19 protein-coding genes and 1 pseudogene are annotated in these 19,971 nt (G+C 61.8%); 5 read left to right on the forward strand and 15 right to left on the reverse strand.

From position 1 onward, the window contains the following. Window positions 1-92: 92 nt before the first annotated feature. Both pgeF and rluD read right to left on the reverse strand, forming a co-directional pair. A complete protein-coding gene (gene pgeF, locus VQ575_RS22540; protein ID WP_325918445.1) occupies window positions 93-818 on the reverse strand; it encodes a peptidoglycan editing factor PgeF in 726 nt (241 codons plus the stop codon). Next, window positions 815-1,777: a 23S rRNA pseudouridine(1911/1915/1917) synthase RluD gene (gene rluD / locus VQ575_RS22545; protein WP_039593882.1), complete on the reverse strand. Its 963-nt coding sequence runs from the start codon at window positions 1,775-1,777 to the stop codon at window positions 815-817. The genes pgeF and rluD overlap by 4 nt, the downstream gene beginning before the upstream one ends. Window positions 1,778-1,928: 151 nt before the next feature. Between rluD and VQ575_RS22550 the strand changes: the two genes are divergently transcribed. The 4 genes from VQ575_RS22550 (at window position 1,929) to VQ575_RS22565 (ending at window position 6,224) form a co-directional block, all read left to right on the forward strand. After that, window positions 1,929-2,945 carry an outer membrane protein assembly factor BamD gene (locus tag VQ575_RS22550; protein WP_045156978.1) on the forward strand — a complete coding sequence of 339 codons (1,017 nt, stop codon included), beginning with the start codon at window positions 1,929-1,931 and terminating at the stop codon, window positions 2,943-2,945. Between the two features lie 123 nt (window positions 2,946-3,068). After that, complete coding sequence (locus VQ575_RS22555) at window positions 3,069-3,302, forward strand: PP0621 family protein (RefSeq protein ID WP_039593884.1); 234 nt, start codon at window positions 3,069-3,071, stop codon at window positions 3,300-3,302. Beyond that, on the forward strand, window positions 3,292-4,881 hold the full coding sequence (locus VQ575_RS22560; protein WP_039593885.1) for a two-component system sensor histidine kinase NtrB: 1,590 nt from the start codon (window positions 3,292-3,294) through the stop codon (window positions 4,879-4,881). Before VQ575_RS22555 ends, VQ575_RS22560 begins: the two co-directional genes overlap by 11 nt. After that, on the forward strand, window positions 4,878-6,224 hold the full coding sequence (locus VQ575_RS22565) for a sigma-54-dependent transcriptional regulator (RefSeq protein WP_325918446.1): 1,347 nt from the start codon (window positions 4,878-4,880) through the stop codon (window positions 6,222-6,224). Before VQ575_RS22560 ends, VQ575_RS22565 begins: the two co-directional genes overlap by 4 nt. Window positions 6,225-6,320: 96 nt before the next feature. Here the strand turns inward: VQ575_RS22565 and VQ575_RS22570 are convergent. From VQ575_RS22570 to VQ575_RS22605, 8 genes and pseudogenes are all read right to left on the reverse strand, one after another. Beyond that, window positions 6,321-6,537 (reverse strand): annotated as a pseudogene (locus VQ575_RS22570) (DUF6124 family protein); the annotation flags it as partial. 82 nt (window positions 6,538-6,619) lie between these two features. Then, complete coding sequence (thiO, locus tag VQ575_RS22575; protein ID WP_039593887.1) at window positions 6,620-7,720, reverse strand: glycine oxidase ThiO; 1,101 nt, start codon at window positions 7,718-7,720, stop codon at window positions 6,620-6,622. Window positions 7,721-7,777: 57 nt separating this feature from the next. Further along, a complete protein-coding gene (locus tag VQ575_RS22580) occupies window positions 7,778-8,182 on the reverse strand; it encodes a type IV pilin protein (RefSeq protein ID WP_039593888.1) in 405 nt (134 codons plus the stop codon). A 10-nt stretch (window positions 8,183-8,192) separates the two neighbouring features. After that, window positions 8,193-11,285, reverse strand: a complete 3,093-nt coding sequence (locus tag VQ575_RS22585; protein ID WP_325918447.1) for a pilus assembly protein — start codon at window positions 11,283-11,285, stop codon at window positions 8,193-8,195. Then, window positions 11,272-11,766, reverse strand: coding sequence for a pilus assembly PilX family protein (locus VQ575_RS22590; RefSeq protein ID WP_411829920.1), 495 nt, complete (start codon window positions 11,764-11,766; stop codon window positions 11,272-11,274). Before VQ575_RS22590 ends, VQ575_RS22585 begins: the two co-directional genes overlap by 14 nt. Then, complete coding sequence (locus VQ575_RS22595; protein ID WP_039593891.1) at window positions 11,763-12,476, reverse strand: PilW family protein; 714 nt, start codon at window positions 12,474-12,476, stop codon at window positions 11,763-11,765. The genes VQ575_RS22590 and VQ575_RS22595 overlap by 4 nt, the downstream gene beginning before the upstream one ends. Further along, on the reverse strand, window positions 12,473-12,934 hold the full coding sequence (gene pilV, locus VQ575_RS22600; RefSeq protein WP_039593892.1) for a type IV pilus modification protein PilV: 462 nt from the start codon (window positions 12,932-12,934) through the stop codon (window positions 12,473-12,475). Before pilV ends, VQ575_RS22595 begins: the two co-directional genes overlap by 4 nt. Then, window positions 12,931-13,413 (reverse strand): GspH/FimT family pseudopilin, encoded by a 483-nt coding sequence (locus tag VQ575_RS22605; protein WP_039593893.1) that lies wholly within the window; start codon window positions 13,411-13,413, stop codon window positions 12,931-12,933. Before VQ575_RS22605 ends, pilV begins: the two co-directional genes overlap by 4 nt. A gap of 254 nt (window positions 13,414-13,667) precedes the next feature. Between VQ575_RS22605 and VQ575_RS22610 the strand changes: the two genes are divergently transcribed. Continuing rightward, window positions 13,668-14,207, forward strand: coding sequence for a GspH/FimT family pseudopilin (locus VQ575_RS22610; protein ID WP_039593894.1), 540 nt, complete (start codon window positions 13,668-13,670; stop codon window positions 14,205-14,207). Here the strand turns inward: VQ575_RS22610 and ispH are convergent. The 5 genes from ispH to ribF all read right to left on the reverse strand — a co-directional run bounded on the left by ispH (window position 14,161) and on the right by ribF (window position 19,962). Continuing rightward, entirely contained in the window at window positions 14,161-15,108 is a 948-nt protein-coding gene (gene ispH / locus VQ575_RS22615) for a 4-hydroxy-3-methylbut-2-enyl diphosphate reductase (protein WP_045156987.1), read from the reverse strand. The two genes, VQ575_RS22610 and ispH, sit on opposite strands and share 47 nt — an antisense overlap. A gap of 135 nt (window positions 15,109-15,243) precedes the next feature. After that, entirely contained in the window at window positions 15,244-15,681 is a 438-nt protein-coding gene (gene fkpB / locus VQ575_RS22620) for an FKBP-type peptidyl-prolyl cis-trans isomerase (RefSeq protein WP_030140281.1), read from the reverse strand. Continuing rightward, the gene (gene lspA / locus VQ575_RS22625) at window positions 15,674-16,186 is read right to left on the reverse strand and encodes a signal peptidase II (protein ID WP_039593896.1); all 513 of its coding nucleotides are present in this window, start codon (window positions 16,184-16,186) and stop codon (window positions 15,674-15,676) included. Before lspA ends, fkpB begins: the two co-directional genes overlap by 8 nt. After that, window positions 16,179-19,010 carry an isoleucine--tRNA ligase gene (ileS, locus tag VQ575_RS22630; RefSeq protein ID WP_325918449.1) on the reverse strand — a complete coding sequence of 944 codons (2,832 nt, stop codon included), beginning with the start codon at window positions 19,008-19,010 and terminating at the stop codon, window positions 16,179-16,181. The genes lspA and ileS overlap by 8 nt, the downstream gene beginning before the upstream one ends. 13 nt (window positions 19,011-19,023) lie before the next feature. Then, the gene (ribF, locus tag VQ575_RS22635) at window positions 19,024-19,962 is read right to left on the reverse strand and encodes a bifunctional riboflavin kinase/FAD synthetase (protein ID WP_039593898.1); all 939 of its coding nucleotides are present in this window, start codon (window positions 19,960-19,962) and stop codon (window positions 19,024-19,026) included. Between the last annotated feature and the right edge of the window lie 9 nt (window positions 19,963-19,971).

Here is a 19,971-nt window from a genome sequence, read left to right on the forward strand (position 1 = left end):
ATCCTGAATGAAGAAACCTGCCAGATACCGCTATAGATGTGGCCGATTCTGGAAGATTCAAGCAGCGCGCTGTTGATACAGATCAGGGAAGTCTAGCGTTCGAGCCAGATCAAGGAAGCGAAGCGACCGGTGCGGGCGTTGCGCCGGTAGGAAAAGAAGCGTGGGTCGCTCACTGTGCACAAGCCGCCACCGTACACGGCGGTAACGCCCCGTTCCGCCAGGCGCAGGCGCGCCAGTGCGTAGATATCGGCCAGGAACTTGCCGGCGTTGTGGCTGGGCTGGAAGGCCCGCTCTGCGTCGGTATGCTGCGCAATAAATGCTTCGCGCACTTCCGGCCCGACTTCGAACGCTTGCGGACCGATGGCCGGGCCGAGCCAGACAAGGGTTTCATCCGCTGGTAACGCGAGGCTGTCGAGGGTGGCTTCCAGCACACTGCTTGCCAACCCGCGCCAACCGGCATGGGCCGCCGCGACCCGGGTTCCGGCGCGGTTGCAGAACAATACCGGCAAGCAGTCCGCCGTCATTGCCGTGCAAGCGATGCCCGGCGTGGCGCACCAGCTCGCATCGGCGGTGGCGACCCGAGTAGGATCCGCCTCGACCACGTCAATGCCATGGACTTGCTGCAACCAAGCCGGAGTGATCGCGAATTGATCGGTGAGGCGGCGACGGTTTTCGGCCACGGCCGAAGGGTCGTCGCCGACATGATCACCCAGGTTGAGGCTGTCGAACGGCGCCAGGCTGACGCCGCCCTCGCGGGTGGTGACGCAGGCCTTGACCCGGGCTGGCGCGGGCCAGTCGGGCATCAGCCAGTCATTCATCCGATGAACGCCTCGCGGTCCTGCTTGAGCAACGTCAGCAGCCAGACGAAATCATCCGGCAGCGGCGATTCCCAGCTCATGCGCTTACCGGTCGTCGGGTGATCCAACTCCAGGAAACGCGCGTGGAGCGCCTGGCGCGGGAAATTCTTCAGCGACTCGACCATGGTCTGGCTGGCAGCCGGCGGAATACGGAAGCGACCACCGTAGGCCGGGTCACCGACCAATGGGAAATTGATGTGGGCCATGTGCACACGGATCTGGTGGGTCCGCCCGGTTTCCAGCTTGACCCGCACGTGGGTGTGGGAACGGAAGCGTTCAAGCACGCGGTAGTGGCTGACCGCCTGCTTGCCACCTTCCATCACTGCCATGCGCTGGCGTTGCTGGCCGTGACGGCCGATCGGCGCGTTGATCTTGCCACCGGCGGTGACCACACCGATCACGATGCATTCATAGATGCGGCTGACACTCCGGCTTTGCAGCTGTGTGACCAACTGTGTCTGCGCCTGGATGGTCTTGGCGACCACCATCAGGCCGGTGGTGTCCTTGTCCAGGCGATGCACGATACCGGCGCGCGGCACGTTGATGATGCCAGGCACATGGTGCAACAAGGCGTTGAGCAACGTACCGTCGGCATGACCGGCCGCCGGGTGAACCACCAGACCCGCAGGCTTGTTGATCACCAGGATGTCGTCGTCTTCATAGACGATGTCCAGGGCAATGTCCTGGGCGACCCATTCTCCCTGGGCCTCCTGTTCGGCGGTCAGCTCGAGGATGGCGCCGCCATGGACGATGTCGCGCGGACGGATCACCGCCCCGTCCACTGTCAGGCGACCGTCCTTGATCCAGGCGGAAAGGCGCGAGCGAGAGTGCTCGGCGAAGAGTTGGGCGGCGACTTGATCGAGGCGTTGGCCGCCCAATTCGGACGGCACCTCTGCGCGAAGTTCTATTTTATCGGACATGCTCGGACTGGGCGTCGGCACAGCCTTTGGTTTCGGCTGCGCGCTTGTGGTTAAATACGGCGTCTTTTGCCCCGAGGCTTTTCAACGGGGCGCTCATCATAACAGGACGGCCCCGCCCAAGACAGCGGCCGTCATAGGGACGCAAGCCGCCATGCAAGTGAAACACCTGCTGCTGATCGCCATCCTCGCATTGACTGCTGCTTGCTCGTCGAAGGAAGTCGTAGACGAAAACCTGAGCGAAGTCGAACTGTACCAACAGGCGCAGAACGACCTGGACAACAACAGCTATACCAGCGCCACCGCCAAGCTCAAGGCGCTGGAGTCGCGGTATCCGTTCGGTCGCTACGCCGACCAGGCCCAGCTGGAGTTGATCTACGCCAACTACAAGAACGCCGAGCCGGAAGCTGCCAAGTCCGCCGCCGAGCGCTTCATTCGTCTGCATCCGCAGCACCCGAACGTCGATTACGCCTACTACCTCAAGGGCCTGACCTCCTTCGACCAGGACGTCGGCCTGCTGGCGCGCTTCCTGCCGCTGGACATGACCAAGCGTGACCCGGGCGCCGCGCGCGACTCCTACAACGAGTTCGCCCAGCTGACCAGCCGCTTCCCCAACAGCCGTTATTCGCCGGATGCCAAGCAGCGCATGATCTACCTGCGCAACCTGCTGGCTTCCTACGAAATCCACGTGGCTGATTACTACCTGACTCGCCAGGCCTACGTCGCCGCCGCCAACCGTGGCCGCTACGTTGTGGAAAACTTCCAGGAAACCCCATCGGTGGGCGACGGCCTGGCGGTGATGACCGAAGCCTACCAGCGCCTGCACCTGGACGACCTGGCGGCCACCAGCCTGGAAACCCTGAAGCTGAACTACCCTGACCACCCTTCCCTGGTCGACGGCCAGTTCACCCCACGCGTCGCCGAAGCCGACAACCGTTCGTGGCTGAGCAAGGCGACCCTGGGCCTGATCGAGTCCCGTCCTCCGCTGCCGCCGGGCGAAACCCGCGCCAACCAGGACGTCCAGCGTCAGTTCCAGGACGCCAAGGAAGCCATCCCGGACGAGCTCAAGCCAAAAGATGAAAATGGCGACACGATCGAGGAAGAAGAACCTGAAAGCGAGTCCAGCGACCGCTCCTGGCTCAGCTACATGACCTTCGGCCTGTTTGACTAAGACACGACCCGATGAAAAAAGGAGACTTGCGAGTCTCCTTTTTTGTGCCCGGGTTTTATTGCGCTGTGCGCCGTTCCTGTCCTTGGCTAAACTGCCTGATCTCTAGCCAAAAAGCCGCCCACCATGCTTCGTCTATTGTTCTGGATCGTATTGATTGCCGCCGCGATATGGCTGTGGCGCAAGTTCAAGGGCGCCTCTTCCGCGCCCAACTCGCCCCGCGAGCAGGATGCCCCGCCGATGGTTCGCTGCGCCCATTGCGGCGTACATCTGCCGCGGGACCGGGCGCTGGCGCTCGAGCAACAATGGTATTGCAGCCAGGCTCATCTCGAGCAAGGCCCGGGTACTCGTGATCGCTGAGGCCGAACGCCCCCGCGTCAAACAGGCGCAGCGCCTGCTGCGTCTTTATCACCTGTACCGCCTCAGCATCGGCATCACGCTGGTGCTGTTGATCTCCAGCAACATGGACAACCGCCTGCTGGAGTTCGCCAACGACGATCTGCTGCGCAGCGGCAGCTGGTTGTACCTGATCCTGAACATCCTGTTGGTGGTATTCCTCGAAAACACCCGCCACCCCGCCCGACTGTTTGGCCTGGCACTGACCGACGTCTCGCTGTTGTCTTGGTTGTTCTTCGTCGCGGGCGGTGCTCCCAGTGCCATTGGTAACCTGATCATTGTCTCGGTGGCGATCGGCAATACTTTGCTGCGAGGCCGGATCGGCCTGTTACTCGCTGCCGTGGCCACCCTCGGCATCGTCGGCTCGACCTTGGTGCTCGGCCTCAGTGATTCGAGCCGGCCCAGCAGTTATCTGCAGGCGGGCACCCTGGGCGCCTTGTGCTTTGCCGCTGCCTTGCTGGTGCAACGCCTGACCCGACGACTGGAAGCCAGCGAAACCCTTGCCGAGCAACGGGCCAGCGAAGTGCTCAGCCTCGAAGCGCTCAACGCACTGATCTTGCAACGCATGCGCACCGGCATCCTGGTCCTGGACCGCCAACGCAAGGTACAACTGGCCAACGAAAGCGCCTTGAACCTGCTGGGTATGCATGACCTGATCGGCCAGCGGATCGATGACTCATCAAGCGCCTTGGTCGAACGACTGCAATTGTGGCTGAACAACCCCAGCCTGCGACCGCAGAGCCTGACCATCAGCGGCAGCGGCCTGACGTTGCAGCCCAGCTTCATCGCCCTGGGATCACAAGACCAGCAACAGATCCTGGTATTCCTCGAAGACCTGGCCCAGGTGGCCCAACACGCCCAGCAACTGAAGCTGGCTTCCCTCGGGCGCCTGACCGCCGGTATTGCCCATGAAATCCGCAATCCACTGGGGGCAATCAGCCACGCCGCACAATTGCTGCGTGAATCCGAGGAACTGAACGACGCGGACCGGCGTCTGACGCAGATTATTCAAGATCACTCCCAACGTATGAACCGCGTCATCGAGAATGTCCTGCAACTGTCCCGCCGCCAGCAAACCGCGCCGCAACGCCTGGACCTACGCGCCTGGCTGGAGCAATTCGTCCAACAAGCCCGGGAAAGCGCGGCGCCACACCAACAGTTGCACCTGCACATCGCCCCGGGCGACTACATCACCTTGATGGACCCCGACCAATTGGCGCAAGTGCTGGACAACCTGCTACGCAACGCCTGGCGCCACAGCGCGATGGCCCATGAACGGGCCGAAGCCTGGCTGGAGCTGTTCATCGATCCGCACAGCCAATTGGCGGCACTGGACATCCGCGACAACGGTCCCGGCGTGACGCCCGACCAGCAGGCGCACTTGTTCGAACCTTTCTTCACCACCAGCCACCAGGGCACCGGCCTTGGGCTCTATCTGTCCCGTGAGCTGTGCGAAAGCAACCAGGCCCGCCTAGACTTCAAACCACGCCAAGGCGGCGGCTGCTTTCGCATCACCTTTGCTCACGGACGGAAACAGATTTGAATACACGCTCACGGCAACGAATCCTGATCGTCGATGACGAGCCGGACATCCGCGAACTCCTGGAAATGACCCTGGGACGGATGAAACTCGACACCCGCAGCGCCAAGAACCTGGCCGAGGCGCAATCGACGCTGGCGGGCGAAGCCTTCGACCTGTGCCTGACCGACATGCGCCTGCCCGATGGCACCGGCCTGGAGCTGGTCAAACACATCCAGCAATGTTATCCCCAACTGCCCGTGGCGATGATCACCGCCTACGGCAGCCTGGAAGTCGCCATCGATGCCCTCAAGGCCGGCGCCTTCGATTTCCTGACCAAGCCCGTCGACCTGGCCCGCCTGCGCGAACTCGTCGGCAGCGCCCTGCGCCTGTCACCGGGCACCACGCCCACCGCGACCGTAGAGCGCTGCCTGCTGGGCGACTCGCCACCGATGCGCAGCGTGCGCAACCACATCGAAAAACTGGCCCGCAGCCAGGCACCGGTATACATCAGTGGTGAGTCGGGATGCGGCAAGGAACTGGTCGCCCGCCTGATCCACGAACAAGGCCCGCGGGCCAGCCAGCACTTCGTGCCCGTCAACTGCGGGGCGATTCCCACGGAGCTGATGGAAAGCGAATTTTTTGGCCACCGCAAAGGCAGTTTTACCGGCGCCATCGAAGACAAACCCGGACTGTTCCAGGCCGCCCACGGCGGAACGCTATTTCTCGACGAAGTGGCGGACCTGCCGCTGACGATGCAGGTCAAGCTCTTGCGGGCCATCCAGGAAAAAGCCGTGCGCGCCGTTGGGGGGCAGCAGGAAGAAATAGTGGACGTACGTATTCTCTGCGCCACCCATAAAGACCTGGACGCCGAAGTCGCCGCCGGGCGCTTTCGCCAGGATCTGTATTACCGACTGAACGTCATCGAGCTGCGCGTCCCGCCCCTGCGCGAACGCCGTGAAGACATCGAACCACTGGCCAACCACATGCTCCAGCGCCTCGCCGCCGGCACCGGCAATCCTGCGGCGACGCTGCATCCACAGGCGCTCGAGGCCCTGCGCAACTATCGCTTTCCGGGCAACGTGCGAGAACTGGAGAACATGCTCGAACGAGCCTATACCCTTTGCGAACACCATCAGATCGAGGCTGACGACTTGCGGCTTGCCGAAAGCAACGCTGCTGGTGACCTGGCGAATCCCGATCTGGTGCGGGTCGATAACCTGGAAGACTATCTGGAAGATGTCGAGCGCAAGGTTATCCTCCAGGCGCTTGAGGAAACCCGCTGGAATCGCACGGCGGCGGCACAACGATTGAAGTTGTCGTTTCGGTCGATGCGATATCGGTTGAAGAAGTTGGGGTTGGATTGAGTACGAGTTCATCCAGCTCAGCCAGAGCCATACAAATCTTTGTGGCGAGGGGATTTATCCCTCGCCACGGACCAGTCCTTCTACCCGACGATTTCTTTAGCCCACCGGTACCTGCTCGTCCAGCACTCGATTGGCGAGCAATTCACCCCAGTTCAATCAGTTGCTGTACGCCCAGGGCGATTTGTCGTCGTGAGCCTTCAAGGTCGAAGGCCAGGTCTCTGATGGTGGCGTTGGCTGAGGCCAGGGTTTCGCTGAGGTTGGCGAGGAGGGATTCGGTGGCAATGCCGGCCGCGACGGTGTACAGCGATTCACTTTTTTCAGACGCCAAAAAAGTAACCCGCTGTAAGAGCGGAACCCTAAGCAGCCGTTACCGCAGCATTGGATATGTACACGAATTACAACCGCCCAGAAGGCAAATAAGGCACAGGATCAACCACCGGCTGCCGCCCCAACATCAGATCCACAAACAACCGACACGAAGCCGGTGCCAGCACCAACCCATTGCGATAATGCCCACAGTTCAACCACAAACCCTCGAACCCCGGCACGACGCCGATATAGGGAATCCCCTCCGGCGACCCCGGCCGCAACCCGGCCCAATGCCCCACCACCTCGGCATCGGCAAGCTCAGGAATAAGCGCCTCCGCCGAAGCCTTCAGGCTCTCCAGCGCCGCGTCGGTAGGCGTCTTGTCAAAGCCCTCCCGCTCCAGCGTACTGCCAACCAAAATGTGCCCGTCACGACGCGGAATCGCGTATCGGCCCTTGGCCAGGACCATGCTCGATAGAAAATCCGACGCGCACTTATAGAGAATCATCTGGCCCTTGACCGGCTCGACCGGCAACTTCAAGCCCAAGGTCTTGAGCAACTCGCCACTCCAGGCACCGGCGGCCAACACCACCTCATCGCCACGAATTTCACCAGCAGAACTGTGCACGCCCACCACACGTCCACCGTCGCGAATGAATCCACTGACTTCGCAGTGCTCATGAAGCGTGACATCGGGCAGCGCCAGCAAGGCTGCCTTGAGCGACTTCACCAGCCGCGGATTACGCACATTAGCCACGTCCGCCATGTAAATCGCCCGGGAAAATCCCGAACCGAGCACCGGCACCGCGTCGTGGACCTCGGAGATATCCACAGCCCGCAGCGGACGCCCTTCCCGCTCGGCCCAGGCCAGCGCTTCGTCCTGGTCGTCGAGGTCCAGCCAATACAGGCCGGTGACATGCACCTGCGGATCAATTCCGGTAGCGACAAACAAGCGCTCGCCCAGCTGTGGATAAAAATCCTGCGACCAATGGGCCAGCGCAGTGACCGCCGGGCTATAACGCCACGGGTACAACGGCGAAACGATACCGCCACCGGCCCAGGATGACTCCTGGCCAACGCCGGAACGGTCCAGCAGGACGACGCGCTGCCCTTCGGAGGCGAGATTGAATGCGGTCAGCAGGCCAATGACTCCGCCGCCAACGATCACCACTTGCTGTTGCTTGGTCATGTTCTGTTTCGGCTCACAAGACAGAGGGCGCGAGACAGCGCCCGAAAAAAGAAAAACTCAGCGGCCCCAGCAATCCTTGGCGGTCACGTCGGCGGCGGAGTTGACTATGTCCCGCTTGCCGGTGTTGTTGATCGTGAAATCACCGCATTTGTCCGTCGCCATGGACGACCCGCTCTTGCGCAAGGCTGTAAGAGTGAAAGCCTGGTCCGTCAGCGTCGTCGGGGTAATGGTGTAGAAATCATTGCCGGTGCTCAGGCCGGTCGCGTTGGTGTAGACGTTGTTCTTCGAGTAATGACGCTCGAGGATCTGCGCCTGCTCCGACAACAGCGAGGCGATCTCCGTACGCCGGGCCTTTTTCATGTACTCGGTCAGGCTCGGATAGCCGATGGTGATCACGATACCGATGATCGCAATGACGATCATGATTTCGATCAAGGTGAACCCACGGTTGGATCTGTGCATGCCTTGCCTCTCACTGTATTTGTCGCCACATGATGCGGCGGCTGCCGCCGACGGCTTTGCCCAGCAGGTCGGTGATACCGCCGCCGGAATCGTTCACGATCATGTTAGTGGCCCCGTTGGCACTGACGACGGCGCTCAGGGTCGGGATACCGCCCGTGAACACCACCCCCGCGGAAATCGTGTCGAGGCTGTTGAGCGAACCGTCGTTGTTGGTATCGAGTACCGCATAGTTGAGCATCTTACCGTTGAACGCATCCACTTCGATCAGTTTGCCGGTACCAAAGCTGGCGCAAGGGTCGGTGGTGTCCACGGCGGCGGTGGTAAAGACAACGCGTCCAAGCACCAGGTTGGCCGGGTTGATCACCCGCTCACCGGTCAACGCGTTGTTATATATCAGAGGCAGATACCAGCCCTTTTGGGTGGGATAAGCGACGTTGTTCTGGCTGGTGGTGACAAATTGCCCGGTGGTACCGGAAAAGATACTGGTGATCGACTGGGCCTGCAGGTTCGCGACGGTCATCTGCCCCGTGCCGCCGGCAGCGTCCCAGATCGAATAGAACCCCTGCAAATCCTTGTTTAGCTTGTCCACGGACTCATTGAACTTACCCGTGCCGAAAAACACCTGGATGCCTCCCTGAGGGTTCTCCGCCAGCAGGGGTTGTGCGGTGATCGGTTGCGTTGCGCCACCGGGCGCGGTGAATAACGGCTGGCCGGCAAATGCCAGGCCCCAGGTATTCGGAGAAGTACCACTGAGGTCGAATTTCCACATCCGTCCTCTCAAGTCACCACCGTAGGCGGCCTGCACCACGTTCTGCGAGTTGACCCGAAGCTTGACCGAGGACAGGCCGTTATTGGTTTCGCTGCTGTTGACGACGATTTTCCGGATCAGCGAACCGTCGCGAATGTCCACCACGTACAGCGCCGCCACACCGGTATTGCTACCGTAACCATTGGAAATGAAAGCGGCCCAGCGGCCATCCGCCAGCCGTGCCACTTCAGGGCGCGCGTAGGCGTAGCCCAGGTCATTGAATGCGTTGGCCGTGTTGGCAACGGTCGGCGCGCTGATCTCCCACAACGCCCGTATCGCGTTGCCCGCCGATGCATCGAACAGCTGCACCGCATAGAAAGCCCGGCCACCCGCGCCGGTTCCCCCCAGGGCAAGGGTTTTCCAGACGCTGCCCAGTTGCGCATCAAAGACGCCGACCTGCCCGTCCACCAGGAACTTATGGCTCACGCCGTTGATGTAGCTGGGATCAGCGATGAACTGCAATGAGGGCAGGACGCTCGATGGCATATAAGCATAACGCCGGGTTCCGTTCGTACTGTTGATGACACTGAAGAAACCGTCGTTGGCGTTCACCACCAGGCTGGCGTTCATGTTCGCGGCCTTGGTCGTCAGGTAGGTGCTGTAGCTGGTGTCGTTCACCAGGTCCGAAGCGGTCTGGTCGTTGGGTGAAGCCAGCACCAGCGGAGAGTTGATGATGTCCCCGAGCAAGACGCTGCGCACCTTCAGCCCGGTCCTGTTGACACCCTTGCTCCACTCCACCAGGTCGTTGCCGGTGACACCCGTTGGCAGGCCTTGGCTCAAACTGGCCTGCTGGGCCGGCGAGAAGTTGCCGTAGGCCAGGGTTACCGGCACGTTGGTCGCGGTGTTCCAGGACTGATAGATCGGCGCCGTTGCGCCGGGCACGATGGCGGTATCGGTGGTCCATTGCGCCGCCGCCGTGTTGACCGTTCCAGTGGAGTTGAAGCCGAACGCTCTTATGGTGCCGCGCCAATCCTTGGGATCATAGGTGGTCTGGTAGAAACTCGAAGTGCTGGTAAGCGTGGCGCCATTGCTGGTGCCGCCGCCTCCAGAACCGGCCTTGGAGGTGATGTCGCTGAGGGCCGATGACAGCGCCGAGCTCAGGCCCTCGCTGTTGGTGGCCGGATAATATTTGCCCGCGCCATAACGAGCGGCGTCGGAGAGCATCTGGTTGGTAACGGCAAATCCTACGGTGTAGGTATTGAGATATTGCCGGCCAAATTCGGCCCCATCCCAACTTTTCCCCGTGACGTCGGTACCGGTGGAGCGCATGTCGATGTCGAAGGCGAACTTGGCGATGTCATCCAGGTAAAGCGTGTCGCCCTCCGCATTGCCGAGCGGATCGGCTCCGTCGTTGCTGCTGATACCGTCCCAATTAGGCAGGCGGGATCCGCCCTGTGGGTCATTGGTCGGAAACGTTCGGTCATAAGTGGGCAGGCCGTCAGTGATCACGACACCGAAGTTCTTCTGGCATCGATACTGGATCGGGCTGGTGTAGGTGCTGGGGGTGCCGTTGTAATACGGCGCCATGCCACGGAAATAGCGAGTGACTTCGTAGTAACTTTCGGCCAATGGGGTGTTTGCCACGGCGCCCAGGCCGTTGATGGCATTGATCAGGGCGCTGTAGTTGCTGTTGGCCTGGGTCTGGGTGACGCTGCCACTCACTGGCGATAGATCGCTGATGGCCCGGGCAATATAGCCACCCGGGCCCGAATTGCTGCTGTTGGGCGGGTTGAAGGTGGCCAGGCCGATGCGCAGGGCGCGGTTGTTGGCGACCAGGTCGGTCGAGACATCCCGCGCGACGTTGATTCGGTAGTCGTTGGGAATCGTGCCCGTGGTGAAGTCCCGGCTGGAGCCGTTGGCCAGGGTCACCAGATAGGCCAGGTACCGGGCAGTATAACGGGTGTTACCGCCACCCACGGGATCCGGCAGCCGCAGACAGATCCGCCCGATACCGGATCGATAGAAGCCGTGCCAACCAGACGAGCAGCCGCCCCGTAAAAGCCCCACCAACAGGATGTTCGAATCGTCCAGGTCCAACTCATATCTGTCGTTGCAACTGCTACTGGAGTTACACGCGAACGTGCGCGTCTGCGTCGCCGCCGGGTCAAACCCCGCCGCCCAGATAATATTGTTCATACTCCCCGAATCGTCGATCAGCAGCATCACGTTGGGCGTCACCGCCGCCGCGCTCAACAATGGTGATTCCGAAGGCGTGAAGCCGTACACCGGAGCCGTCAGGTAGAGGCTGAGCAACACTCCCCACAACCAGCCCCGCAGCGCCCTAATATTTCGCATAGATGCTCTCCACCACGCTGCGCTGGTTATTGCCCACTACAGCCACCGCGGTGATCCGGTACAGCGTCGCCGAGGTATTGATCGGCACGTTGACTGCCGTAACCGTCGTGCCGATGTTCTGCACGCCATAAAACCCGCCCGCGGCAGCCACCCAGAGCACGCCCGACGACGAGTTGCGCCCCGCCGCGTTCACCGTCGCAGATTCGGCCGGTGGGGCACATTGGGCCGTGGTGGTGCAGACCGGCAATGAATACGTCTCGACCTGCACCGCGCTCTCCCCCACTCTCAGCGCTGCCTCGGCCAACTGGAACGACTGGTTGCGCTGCATGACGCTGCTGGTCATTTTTTCCTGGAGCGTGGCGCTCTGCATCGACGACAGGCCGATCAGCGTCAGCAGCAGCAAAAAGACCAGGCTGACCAGCAACGCCATACCGCGCTGGCGATGCTTGAGGCTTGTCGAGTTCATCGATTGCCTCCTCATAGCAGCCGGTTGCGCAAGGCGGCGACCACGTTGAAGGTCTGGTCGCGCACGCTGTTCTTTGGATCGAACAGCGTCAGCGTCAGGCGCACGCTGCGGATCAGCGCCGGGTCGGTCGGGTTGGCACTGTAGCTGCTGGCGGCGATGTCCGTTGCGCTGCCGGCCACGCCAAACATCACGTCGAACGCCCGCACGTTGTCCACCAGCACCGCCATGGTCGGGTTGCCTCGGCCACTGCCCAGGAGCAGTTGATTGTTGGTGAAGCCGTAGACCAGCCGACGGATCGGAAAGGCCAATTGCCCGCTCGCCGGGATTCGTGCGTCGGTGTAGGCGGTCGCCGTGTTACGGCAATCGGAAATGATGGTCCAGGCCGGCGTGCCGCCGCTGTTGCCGATGTCGGCCGTCACCAGGGTCAACCTGCGGTTGGCGTTGTCCCAGCGAATCGGTGTGATTTGGCTGGCGGCGAAATCGTTGTTCGAAGAGGCATCGGTAATGCTCGCCAGGCAGCCAAACATGCCCACCATGCGAATCTCCTGGACCATCTTGCTCAAGGCAAACCGTGCGTCTTCCTGCATCACCGCCGCAGCGTTCTGGCTGACATAGGTGTTCTTGGCGGAGATGAAAATCTGCACGACGCCCAACACGACGACCAGGCTGATCACCAGCGCGATCATCAATTCGATCAGGCCGAAGCCCCGGCTGCGTCTGTTCATGGCGGCGTCGCCACCGGATCGACGGCGACGCGGCTGGTCAACACGAAGCTGCGCCGTGCTTCGGCCGCATCGGTCGTGTTGGCGGCCCGGGCATCGTCCCAGGAAATGGTGATGGTGTAGACCCGCTGGTTCAGCGCGACAGTGCCGGTTGCCGTGGCGCCGCCGAAGGCGACGATGTTGGTCTTGAAGTCATACAGGTCCTGGTCCCGGGTCACGCTGAGATTGGGCGAGGTGGGCGGTGTGATGGTGTAGTCGGCGGCGGAATTGGCGCGGATGCGGTCCAGCAGGTCATAGGCGATGAAGCTGGCCTGGCTGGTCATGCGCGAGCTGTCGGTGTACTTGAGCGCGTTGAGCTGGACCATTGCCGCCCCCAGCAAGCCTACGCCCAGGATCAGCACCGCCACCAGCACCTCGATCAGCGTCATGCCCTCCTGCGCTCTTCTACTGCAACCCTTCATCCGCAACTTCCATCCAATACAATGCGTCCATTGAGGCAAACATTGAGCGTCCTGCTCTGCGCCCCCCGTACGTAACTGAAGCCCACCGGAGTGGCCGGTGCCGATAATCCGCCCAGGTTGTTGAAATCGATACCGGTCACTTCTGAGGTTAGCGTCAGAGTCACGCCGCTGCCCATCGCTGGAACAACCCGCAACACATCGGTCGGGTTGGCCGGATTGCCCGTGTTGTCGTACACGATCAATTCACCGCTCCAGGCACCGCCCTGCGTCGTCGGGCGAATGCGTGTGGTAATGCCACGATTGATCGCTTCCATTCGCGCGAAGTTCAAGGCGCGGCGCAGGTCGCCGATCTCCGTATCGGCCTTGCTGCTTTGCAGCGAACCGGTGAACGACGGCACCGCCATGGTGATCAGGATCAGCAGCACGCCAAGGGCCACCAGCAGCTCGATCAGCGTGAAACCTTTTGTACGAAGATCCATCGATGCCCTCCGTTGCCGTCGGCTATACCTGCTTCTACAACGCTAGAACAAACCACCGCCATATGTGCAACCTTTGGCGAGGGGATTTAACCCCGCTGGGCTGCTCAGCAGCCCCAATGATGTTGATTCGTTCCTGCTTGAACCCCGCGAGGCCTGGTTTGGGGGCTGCTCGCAGCCCAGCGGGGATAAAACCCCTCGCCACCAATGATTCATAAGTTTTTAGTCCGCTCCACAATCTCCAGGGAGGAGACGTCATGTACCAACAGGGCTTCAGCCTGCTCGAACTGCTTATGGGACTGGCAATTGCCGCGATTGTTCTGCCTTGGGCCGGCACAAGCTACAAAGAACTGATCGAATCCATCCAGCGCGAGGACACGGCGCAGTTGCTGCTCAGCGGATTGCGCAGCGCCCGCAGCGAAGCCATCACGCGCAACCGTCGTGTATTGATACAAGGGATAGACAACGATTGGGGCAACGGCTGGCGGATCATGCTGGACGACAAGGAGCAAACCTTGCTGATGGAGCGCACTGCACGCGCCCGAGTGATCGGCAACTCGCCGGTCAAACGCAGGGTGAGGTTCGGCAGCCAGGGCGAAGCGCTCCACTCCAATGGCTCGTTCCAGGCCGGCACGCTGCATGTGTGCGCCAAACGCGGGCCGGTCAGCCATCATCAAGTGATACTGGCGCCTTCCGGTCGCGTCCGCCTGGAAAGTATCAAGGCCGAGCAGGCCTTGTGTGCAAAAGGACTCAAAGCAGGGAGCGGACGCGCAATTCCTTCGGCATCGAGAACGTAATGTTTTCCTCACGGCCAGCCAACTCATCGGCGCCGGTTGCGCCCCAAGCCTGCAACTGCTGGATCACGCCGCGCACCAGGACTTCCGGGGCGGACGCACCGGCGGTAATGCCGATCCGCTCGACGCCGTCGAACCAACTGCGTTGCATGTCTTCGGCGCCATCGATCAGGTAGGCCGGGGTGGACATGCGCTCGGCCAGCTCGCGCAAGCGGTTGGAGTTGGAGCTGTTCGGGCTGCCGACGACCAGGACCACGTCGCACTCGTTGGCCAGTTGCTTGACCGCGTCCTGGCGATTCTGGGTGGCGTAGCAGATGTCATCCTTGCGCGGTCCGCCAATGGCCGGGAAGCGCGAACGCAAGGCGTCGATGACCCGGCTGGTGTCGTCCATGGACAGGGTGGTCTGGGTGACGAAGGCAAGCTTTTCCGGGTTGCGCACCTGCAGTGCCGCCACGTCTTCCTCGTCCTCGACCAGGTAGATCGCGCCGCCGTTGCTTGCATCGTACTGGCCCATGGTGCCTTCGACTTCCGGGTGGCCCTCATGGCCGATCAGGATGCATTCGCGACCGTCGCGGCTGTAGCGCGCGACCTCGATGTGCACCTTGGTCACCAGCGGGCATGTGGCGTCGAACACTTTCAGGCCACGGCCGGCGGCTTCGGTACGCACCGCCTGGGACACGCCGTGGGCGCTGAAGATCACGATGACGTCATCCGGCACCTGATCCAGTTCCTCGACGAAAATGGCCCCGCGATTGCGCAGGTCCTCGACGACGAACTTGTTGTGCACCACTTCATGGCGCACGTAGATCGGCGGCCCGAAGACTTCCAGGGCGCGGTTGACGATTTCGATCGCCCGGTCCACGCCGGCGCAGAAGCCACGGGGGTTGGCGAGTTTGATTTGCATGCTGTGCCTCGTGTCTGTGGGAGCGAGCCTGCTCGCGAAGCGGTGGGTCAGTCAACTCGACGGTGGCTGTGAGTCAGCTTTCGCGAGCAAGCTCGCTCCCACAGGTATTGTGGGGGCGATAATTGCCGTTAAACCTTAAACCGCCTTGACCTCAAGAATTTCCACTTCGAAATTCAAGGTCTTGCCCGCCAATGGATGGTTGAAGTCCACGGTCACCTGGGCGTCGTCGAAAGCCTTTACCACACCCGGCAATTCGGTATTGGCCGCGTCGTTGAAAATCACCAGCAAGCCCTCGGACAACTCCATGTCCTGGAATTGCGAGCGTGGCATGGTCTGCACGTTTTGCGGGTTGGGCTGACCAAAGGCGTTTTCCGGTGGCACGACCACGGTGCGCTTGTCGCCGGCCTTGAAACCGAAGATCGCCGCCTCGAAGCCCGGCAGCAGGTTCCCGTCGCCGACCTTGAACACCGCCGGTGCCTTGTCAAAGGTGCTGTCGACGGTGTCGCCGTTTTCCAAGTGCAGGGCGAAGTGAAGCTTCACTTCGGTGTTTTGAGCGATACGCTGCTCAGTCATGGACGGCTTCTCCGGTTTTCTTGCTCTTGAACATATCCAACGCGAGCATCACGGCGCCCACGCTGATGGCGCTGTCGGCAAAGTTGAACGCCGGGAAATACCAGCGGTTCTGCCAATGCACCAGGATGAAATCGATCACGTGCCCCAAGGCAACCCGGTCATAGAGATTGCCCAGCGCACCACCCAGGACCAAGGCCAGCGCCACGGCAAGCCAGGTTTCGTCACGCCCCAGGCGCTTGAGCCAGACCACCAGCACGGCGCTGACCACAATGGCGATCAGGGCGAACAGCCAACGCTGCCAGCCCGAACTGTCGGCCAGGAAACTGAACGCCGCGCCGGTGTTGTAGGCCAGAGTCCAGCTGAAGTAGTCGGGAATGACCACGATCTGCTGGTACATCGTCAACGCGTTCTCGAAGTAGTACTTGCTGGCCTGGTCGATGACCAGAACCAGCAAGCTCAACCAGAGCCAGCCCAACCGACCGAAACGGCCCGCTGCATTAGGCATAGTGGCGAACCTCGCCGCTGCCGCTGATGTTGTCGACGCAACGACCGCAGATTTCCGGGTGCTCCGGATTCACGCCGACGTCTTCGCGGCAATGCCAGCAACGGGCGCACTTGGTGTGGTTCGACTTGACGATCTTCAACTTCAAGCCGCTGACTTCAGTGGTCACCGCATCGGTCGGCGCCTGCACGAAAGGTGCAACGCTGGCGGTGGAGGTGATCAGCACGAAACGCAGTTCGTTGCCCAGCTTGGCCAAGTCGGCGCTCAAGGCGTCTTCGGCATAGAGGGTCACTTCGGCCTGCAGGTTTCCGCCGACGGCCTTGGCCGCCCGCTGGATCTCCATTTCCTTGTTGACCGCCGCCTTGACCGCCATCACGCGGTCCCAATACGCACGGTCCAGCTCGAAGCCTTGCGGCAGTTCCGTCAGGCCTTCGTACCAGGTATTGAGCATCACCGACTCGTTGCGCTCGCCCGGCAGGTATTCCCACAGCTCATCGGCGGTGAACGCCAGGATCGGTGCGATCCAGCGCACCAGCGCTTCGCTGATGTGGAACAGCGCGGTCTGGCACGAACGGCGCGCCTTGCTGTTGGCGCCGGTGGTGTACTGGCGATCCTTGATGATGTCGAGGTAGAAACCACCGAGTTCCTGCACGCAGAAGTTGTGGATCTTGGAGTAGACGTTCCAGAAGCGGTATTCGCCGTAGTGCTCCTGCAACTCGCGTTGCAGCAGCAAAGTACGATCCACGGCCCAGCGGTCCAGGGCGAGCATGTCTTCGGCCGGCAACAGGTCGGTGGCCGGGTTGAAGCCGGTCAGGTTCGAGAGCAGGAAGCGCGCGGTGTTACGGATGCGACGGTAAGCGTCCGCGCTGCGCTGCAGGATCTGCTCGGAAACGGCCATCTCGCCGGAATAGTCGGTGGACGCCACCCACAGGCGCATGATGTCGGCGCCCAGGGTGTCGTTGACTTTCTGCGGCGCGATCACGTTGCCCAGGGACTTGGACATCTTGCGGCCGGACTCGTCGACGGTGAAGCCGTGGGTCAGCAGCTCGCGGTACGGCGCGTGGTTGTCGATGGCGCAACCGGTCAGCAAGGACGAGTGGAACCAGCCACGGTGCTGGTCCGAACCTTCCAGGTACAGGTCGGCGCGTGGGCCGCTCTCGTGGCCCATCGGGTGCGAACCGCGCAGCACGTGCCAGTGGGTGGTGCCGGAGTCGAACCAGACGTCCAGGGTGTCGCTGATCTTGTCGTACAGCGGCGCTTCGTCGCCCAGCAGCTCGGCGGCGTCGAGCTTGAACCAGGCTTCGATGCCTTCGGCTTCGACGCGCTTGGCCACGACTTCCATCAGTTCAACGGTGCGCGGGTGCAACTCGCCGCTTTCCTTGTTCAGGAAGAACGGGATCGGCACGCCCCAGTTGCGCTGGCGGGAGATGCACCAGTCCGGACGGTTGGCGATCATCGAGTGCAGGCGCGCCTGGCCCCAGGCCGGCACGAACTGGGTCTCTTCGATGGCCTTGAGGGAGCGCTGGCGCAAGGTGTCGCCGCTGGAGGGCTGCTTGTCCATGCCGATGAACCACTGCGCGGTGGCGCGGTAGATCAGCGGGGTCTTGTGGCGCCAGCAGTGCATGTAGCTGTGTTCGATGACGGTGGTGTGCAGCAGCGCGCCGACTTCGGTCAGCTTGTCGACGATGGCCGGGTTGGCTTTCCAGATGAACTGGCCGCCAAAGAACTCCAGCGACGGCACGTACACGCCATTGCTCTGCACCGGGTTGAGGATGTCGTCGTTGACCATGCCGTATTTCTTGCACGTCACGAAGTCGTCGACGCCATAGGCCGGTGCGGAGTGAACCACGCCGGTGCCCGCACCCAGTTCTACGTAGTCGGCCAGGTACACCGGCGACAGACGGTCATAGAACGGATGGCGGAAATTGATCAGTTCCAGCGCCGAGCCCGGGGCGGTGGCGATCACCGAACCGTGGAGGTTGTAGCGGACCAGACAGGATTCGACCAGCTCTTCGGCCAGCACCAGCAGCTTGTCGCCGACGTCAACCAAGGCGTAGTTGAATTCAGGATGGACGTTCAGCGCCTGGTTGGCCGGAATGGTCCACGGCGTGGTGGTCCAGATCACGATCGAGGCGGGCTTGGCGAGCTTGCCCAGGCCGAACGCCGCGGCGAGCTTGTCTTCATCGGCGATCGGGAACGCGACGTCGATGGTCGAGGACTTTTTGTTCTCGTACTCGACTTCCGCCTCGGCCAGGGCCGAACCGCAATCGAAGCACCAGTTCACCGGCTTGAGGCCCTTGAACACGAAGCCGCCCTCGACGATTTTCGCCAGGGCACGGATTTCGCCGGCTTCGTTCTTGAAGTCCATGGTCTTGTACGGGTTGGCGAAGTCGCCCAGCACGCCGAGGCGGATGAATTCAGACTTCTGCCCTTCGATCTGCTCGGTGGCGTAGGCACGGCACAGCTCGCGGGTCTTGTCGGCGCCCAGGTTCTTGCCGTGGGTCACTTCGACCTTGTGCTCGATCGGCAGGCCGTGGCAATCCCAGCCCGGGACATACGGCGCGTCAAAGCCCGACAGGGTCTTGGAGCGGATGATCATGTCCTTGAGAATCTTGTTCAGCGCGTGACCGATGTGGATGGTGCCGTTGGCATACGGAGGGCCGTCGTGCAGGACGAACTTCGGACGATCCTTGCCAATTTCGCGCAACTTTCCGTACAGGCCAATGCTGTCCCAACGCTGCAGAATCTGTGGTTCGCGCTGAGGCAGGCCGGCCTTCATTGGGAAGGCGGTGTCCGGAAGGTTTAGCGTGGCTTTATAGTCGGTCATTTAAGGCTCTTCATTAGCGATTGGCGCTGGTTGCGACAAGGGCACGGGCGGCGGCGATATCTGCATGGATCGCCGTCTTGAGCGCCTCCAGAGAGGCAAAACGCTGCTCTTCACGCAGCTTCTGGTGGAAAACCACCGTCAAACGCCGGTCATACAGATCGCCGGCAAAATCCAGAATGTGTACTTCGAGATGGGCCTTGCCATCTCCCTGCACCGTGGGGCGTACGCCGATATTGGCGACGCCGGGCCAGGTCTTGCCGTCGATGTCGACACTCACCAGGAATACCCCGGTCAGCGGCACGCGACGTCGCTTGAGCTGCACGTTGGCCGTTGGCGTACCCAGTTGGCGCGCCAGCTTCTGCCCGTGCAGGATCCGCCCGGCAATCCGGTACGGGCGACCGAGCAAGCGCTCGGCCAATTCGAAGTCGGCCGCCGCCAAGGCATTGCGGACCTGGGTGCTGCTGACGCGCAAGCCATCCATCTCGACGGTCTGCGCCGCTTCGACGGTAAACCCCTGGGCGATGCCGGCCTGTTGCAAATAATCAAAATCCCCGGCCCGGTCGCAACCGAAACGGAAATCGTCGCCAACTTCCAGATGCTTCACGTCGAGACCATCCACCAGGATTGTGTCGACGAACTCGGCGGCACTGAGCTGGCTCAGGCGCTGGTTGAAAGCCAGGCAAAGGACCCGATCGACGCCTTCGGCGGCCAGCAGTTGCAGTTTGTCGCGTAACCGGGCCAGGCGGGCCGGGGCGGTGTCCGGGGCGAAAAATTCCCGTGGCTGCGGCTCGAAGATCACCACGCAGCTGGGCAGGCCCAACTCCAGCGCACGCTCGCGCAGCCGCGCCAGGATAGCCTGGTGGCCACGGTGGACACCGTCGAAGTTGCCAATAGTGGCGACACAGCCCCGATGTCGGGGACGCAGGTTGTGGAGGCCTCGAACCAGCTGCATAACGCGCTT

The organism is Pseudomonas frederiksbergensis, assembly GCF_035751725.1.
Lineage (GTDB): Bacteria > Pseudomonadota > Gammaproteobacteria > Pseudomonadales > Pseudomonadaceae > Aquipseudomonas > Aquipseudomonas frederiksbergensis_A.

Bases quoted from the DNA above. Each gene is read 5' to 3' on its own strand.
- pgeF (WP_325918445.1), bottom strand. From the start codon at position 818: ATGAATGACTGGCTGATGCCCGACTGGCCCGCGCCAGCCCGGGTCAAG.
- rluD (WP_039593882.1), bottom strand. From the start codon at position 1,777: ATGTCCGATAAAATAGAACTTCGCGCAGAGGTGCCGTCCGAATTGGGC.
- VQ575_RS22550 (WP_045156978.1), top strand. From the start codon at position 1,929: ATGCAAGTGAAACACCTGCTGCTGATCGCCATCCTCGCATTGACTGCT.
- VQ575_RS22555 (WP_039593884.1), top strand. From the start codon at position 3,069: ATGCTTCGTCTATTGTTCTGGATCGTATTGATTGCCGCCGCGATATGG.
- thiO (WP_039593887.1), bottom strand. From the start codon at position 7,720: ATGACCAAGCAACAGCAAGTGGTGATCGTTGGCGGCGGAGTCATTGGC.
- VQ575_RS22580 (WP_039593888.1), bottom strand. From the start codon at position 8,182: ATGCACAGATCCAACCGTGGGTTCACCTTGATCGAAATCATGATCGTC.
- VQ575_RS22585 (WP_325918447.1), bottom strand. From the start codon at position 11,285: ATGCGAAATATTAGGGCGCTGCGGGGCTGGTTGTGGGGAGTGTTGCTC.
- VQ575_RS22590 (WP_411829920.1), bottom strand. From the start codon at position 11,766: ATGAGGAGGCAATCGATGAACTCGACAAGCCTCAAGCATCGCCAGCGC.
- VQ575_RS22595 (WP_039593891.1), bottom strand. From the start codon at position 12,476: ATGAACAGACGCAGCCGGGGCTTCGGCCTGATCGAATTGATGATCGCG.
- pilV (WP_039593892.1), bottom strand. From the start codon at position 12,934: ATGAAGGGTTGCAGTAGAAGAGCGCAGGAGGGCATGACGCTGATCGAG.
- VQ575_RS22605 (WP_039593893.1), bottom strand. From the start codon at position 13,413: ATGGATCTTCGTACAAAAGGTTTCACGCTGATCGAGCTGCTGGTGGCC.
- VQ575_RS22610 (WP_039593894.1), top strand. From the start codon at position 13,668: ATGTACCAACAGGGCTTCAGCCTGCTCGAACTGCTTATGGGACTGGCA.
- ispH (WP_045156987.1), bottom strand. From the start codon at position 15,108: ATGCAAATCAAACTCGCCAACCCCCGTGGCTTCTGCGCCGGCGTGGAC.
- fkpB (WP_030140281.1), bottom strand. From the start codon at position 15,681: ATGACTGAGCAGCGTATCGCTCAAAACACCGAAGTGAAGCTTCACTTC.
- lspA (WP_039593896.1), bottom strand. From the start codon at position 16,186: ATGCCTAATGCAGCGGGCCGTTTCGGTCGGTTGGGCTGGCTCTGGTTG.
- ileS (WP_325918449.1), bottom strand. From the start codon at position 19,010: ATGACCGACTATAAAGCCACGCTAAACCTTCCGGACACCGCCTTCCCA.
- ribF (WP_039593898.1), bottom strand. From the start codon at position 19,962: ATGCAGCTGGTTCGAGGCCTCCACAACCTGCGTCCCCGACATCGGGGC.